We start from the raw sequence: 3457 nt of genomic DNA on the forward strand, positions 1-3457 counted from the left end.
CGGTTCGCCACGAAGCGAGCGTGGCGCCGAGCGATTGGATCTCAGCAACCTCGTCGTCGAGACATCCGACGATGGTCTTGTCGAGCAGGACCGCTGCGTCGTCGTAGTTGCCGGCCAGATACACGTCGCGTACAGATTCCTATCCGATAACCGGCCCTCGGGGGCGGTGGTGTCGGTGGTCCGTTGATTGGCTGTTGATGTCGGGAAGACTTGGGTCAGGAGGCCGTTGAGATGAGTGCTCGTGTGGTTCGGTGTGAGGGAAGTCATCGGTTGTCTGGCGACAGCATTGATGACGTGTTGGTGAATCGGTTCTTGGATCATTTGGTTACTCGCGGGTTCTCTCCGGCAACGGTGCGTGCGTACGCGTTCGACCTTGCCAACTTCCTTGCGTTCCTCGCCGTACGCGGGCTTCGGGTTGGGCGAGTTCGGGCGGTCGATCTGTTCAGCTATTTGGATTGGCAGCGCGAGCAGCGTGCAGTGGTAGCGGCGTCGACGATGAACCGGCGAGTGTCGACGGTGCGGTCGTGGTGCGAGTTCTTGGTGACGATCGATGAACTGGTTGAGAACCCGGTGCCGAGACCTCGCCGGTCTTCGGGATTGCGGGTGGTGCGCCGAGGGATGCTCGGCCATGTTGCTCGGTCCAGTCGGTCGGGGCCGGCGGGTGGCCGGCTCGTGAGCGAGCCGTCTCGGCTGCCCGAGAGCTTGGACCCTGAAGACGTGAGCGTGTTCCTTGCCGACTTGAACACGCATCGGGATCGGGCGGTCGTGTTGGCAATGGTGCTGGGTGGGTTGCGTTCGGCCGAGGTGCGCAGTCTGCGACTTGCTGATGTCGATATGGGAATGCGGCGGGTGCGGGTGATTGGCAAAGGCAACCGGGAACGGCTGGTTCCGATCGACCGGGTCTTCTTCGACGAGGTCGCCGCCTATCTGCGTCGCGAACGGCCGGCGCGATGTTCGACGCCGGAGTGTTTCGTGGTGTTGCGCGGCCCGACAACTGGCGCGGCGATGACCGAGGCTGGGATGCGCAAAGTGTTCCGGATCCATCGCGAACGCACGGGTGCGACGAGGGTGCGGCCTCACCGTCTTCGCCATACGTACGCGACTGAACTCGCTGCTGCCGGGATCGACTTGATGGTGTTGCGCGATCTCATGGGGCACGCTTCACCCGAGACGACAGCGAAGTATGTGCATCTGTCGGCGGAGACCCTCGCAGCCGAGTTCGCTGCTGCCCGATTGGTGATTGGGCGATGACGATTATCGAGCAACCCGTCGAGATCGACGCCGACGCCACCCTGCTCGATGCGTTCGCATCGGCGCAGCACCTGCTGGGCGGCAGCACCTCCTATCAACGGGTCCGGCTTCGCTCCGCCGGGAAATTCTTCGAACAGCACCCTGATCTCGACGTGTGGATGACCCGGCCGATCGAGCAACGCCTCGCTGACGTGTCGAGTAGCTCAGCAGTCTGGCCGTTCGTGACGTTCGCGTTGATCTCGACGCGGGTCAGCGCTGATGCCGAGTTTTTGTTGACGAAGTGGTTCGGTCACAGCATGCGCCGCTGGGTGACCGGCCTCTATCGGACCGAGGCCGGCGCGATGCATCAAGCGGCTGCCCGGATCAACATCTCGGAGTTCCAAGCCAACGCATTCATCGCCGAAGGTCTCGCGTTCGCGATCTCGTTCTGCGGCAAGCCCCCAGCCAGCTTGACAGAGACCGACATCGACGAATGCGTAACAGCGGTGCGAACCTCGACTGCGGGGACACCCGCGATCCGCCACAACCGCGGGTCGAAACTGTTCGGGGTTCGCAAGCTGCTGTTCGAGGCCGGGATCGTGGACTGCCCGCCAGCACAACGCCGCCAGGGTGGACCAGCCACCCGGCAAGGCCGCCTCGCCGTCGTCGCGGCACCCGAGATCCGTGCCACGATCCTCAACTATCTCGATGCCCGCGCGACGGTGCTGCGACCCAAGACGATCGACAAGCTCACCTCAGCGCTTGCGGTGTTCGGCGAGTTCATCACCGACACATTCCCCGAACTGGTCTCGATCGATCAACTCGAACGCCACCACATCGAAGCGTTCCTCACCTGGACCTCGACTCGTTCCTGTCGAGGCAACCACGGCGACCGGCCCGTCGGACCATCCGTGACCGCCCACGCCGCAATCAGTGTGCGCGCGTTCCTCGACGACATCACCGAATGGGGATGGCCCGCACCGGCGCGCCGGCTGATGTTCACCAGCGACATCCCCAAACAACCCGCGCTTCTCCCACGCGCCCTCGCCCCCGACGTCGACCAGGCGCTCATGGCCGCCGTCGACAACCTCGATGACCCATTCGCCCGCATCAGCCTGACGGTCCTGCGTGGCACCGGTCTTCGCATCGGGGAACTGTTGGAACTCGAACTCGACGCGATCGTCGACTACGGACCCGCCGGCAGTTGGCTGCGCGTCCCGCTCGGCAAACTCAACACCGAACGAGTCGTCCCACTCGACGCCGCCACCCTCGACGTCTTCGACAACTGGTTCGCCCGACGCCAACAACAACGAGCGCTCCCACACCCCCGCCACAGCCGACCAGTCGATTTCGTGTTCGTCGAAAACGGCCGCCACCTCGGACCCGCCCGGATCCAACGCGGCCTCCGCGACGCCGTCCGCGCCGCTGGGATCACCGGAGTCGACGGGCAACCCTTGCGCATCGTTGCTCATCAACTGCGACACACCTACGCCACGTCGCTCGTGAACGCCGGCATGACACTCCAAGCGTTGATGCAACTACTCGGCCACTCCAGCCCCGAGATGACAATGCGATATGCGCGGCTTTCCTCACCCACACTGCGCGCCGCATACGACCAAGCCATCGGCAAACTTCGTCGCCGCATCCCCGTCGCCCCGGTCATCGACGGACACGCCGTCCCCAACGACGTTGAGTGGATCCGATCCGAAATGCTCAAAACCCGCGTCGCGCACGGCCACTGCAGCCGCGACCTCGCCGCCGAAGCCTGCGCCTACGCGAACATCTGCGAGACCTGCTCCAACTTCACCCCAACCGTCGAATTCAAGCCCGCCATCACCGCTCAACTCGACGACATCCGAACCCTGCGCAACGACGCCACCGAACGAGGCTGGACCTCCGAAACCGCCCGACACGAACGAGTCATTGCCAGCCTCGAACACCACCTCCAACGACTCCAACGAACCACACCCCAACCAGAAACCTCTTGACCCGACCCCCCGAGGGCCGGTTAGTTTGCCAGCCAGGCCCCCACCAACTCGTCATCGGGATCGCCGACGCGCAGGCCAAGCAGCATCCGATCACGTCCGCGTTCGTTGAGACGCTCGGAGCCGGTGAGTAACAGTTTGCGGATCTTGTAGAGCGGATTGTTCTTGCGGCCCCGATGGCCGAGCGTCTCGTTCTGCACGCGTCGGCGCACCGCGTCGAGGCACCGATTGGCAACGCGCAC

General features: G+C 64.1%; 3 protein-coding genes. 2 read left to right on the forward strand and 1 reads right to left on the reverse strand.

The features are described 5' to 3' along the window. Window positions 1–294 precede the first annotated feature (294 nt). Together ACH2EI_RS18665 and ACH2EI_RS18670 are read left to right on the forward strand one after the other, a co-directional pair. Window positions 295–1251, forward strand: a complete 957-nt coding sequence (locus tag ACH2EI_RS18665; RefSeq protein WP_395154059.1) for a tyrosine-type recombinase/integrase — start codon at window positions 295–297, stop codon at window positions 1249–1251. Next, window positions 1248–3218, forward strand: a complete 1971-nt coding sequence (locus ACH2EI_RS18670; RefSeq protein ID WP_395154060.1) for a tyrosine-type recombinase/integrase — start codon at window positions 1248–1250, stop codon at window positions 3216–3218. Before ACH2EI_RS18665 ends, ACH2EI_RS18670 begins: the two co-directional genes overlap by 4 nt. 20 nt (window positions 3219–3238) lie before the next feature. Here ACH2EI_RS18670 and ACH2EI_RS18675 read toward each other — a convergent pair. Continuing rightward, the coding region (locus tag ACH2EI_RS18675) for a transposase (RefSeq protein WP_395161115.1) at window positions 3239–3457 on the reverse strand (219 nt) is incomplete at its 5' end.

Origin of the sequence: Ilumatobacter sp., assembly GCF_041688325.1 — a bacterium.
GTDB lineage: Bacteria > Actinomycetota > Acidimicrobiia > Acidimicrobiales > Ilumatobacteraceae > Ilumatobacter_A.

What these genes read in the sequence shown, in the direction of transcription:
- ACH2EI_RS18670 (WP_395154060.1), top strand. Translation starts at nt 1,248, where the DNA reads ATGACGATTATCGAGCAACCCGTCGAGATCGACGCCGACGCCACCCTG.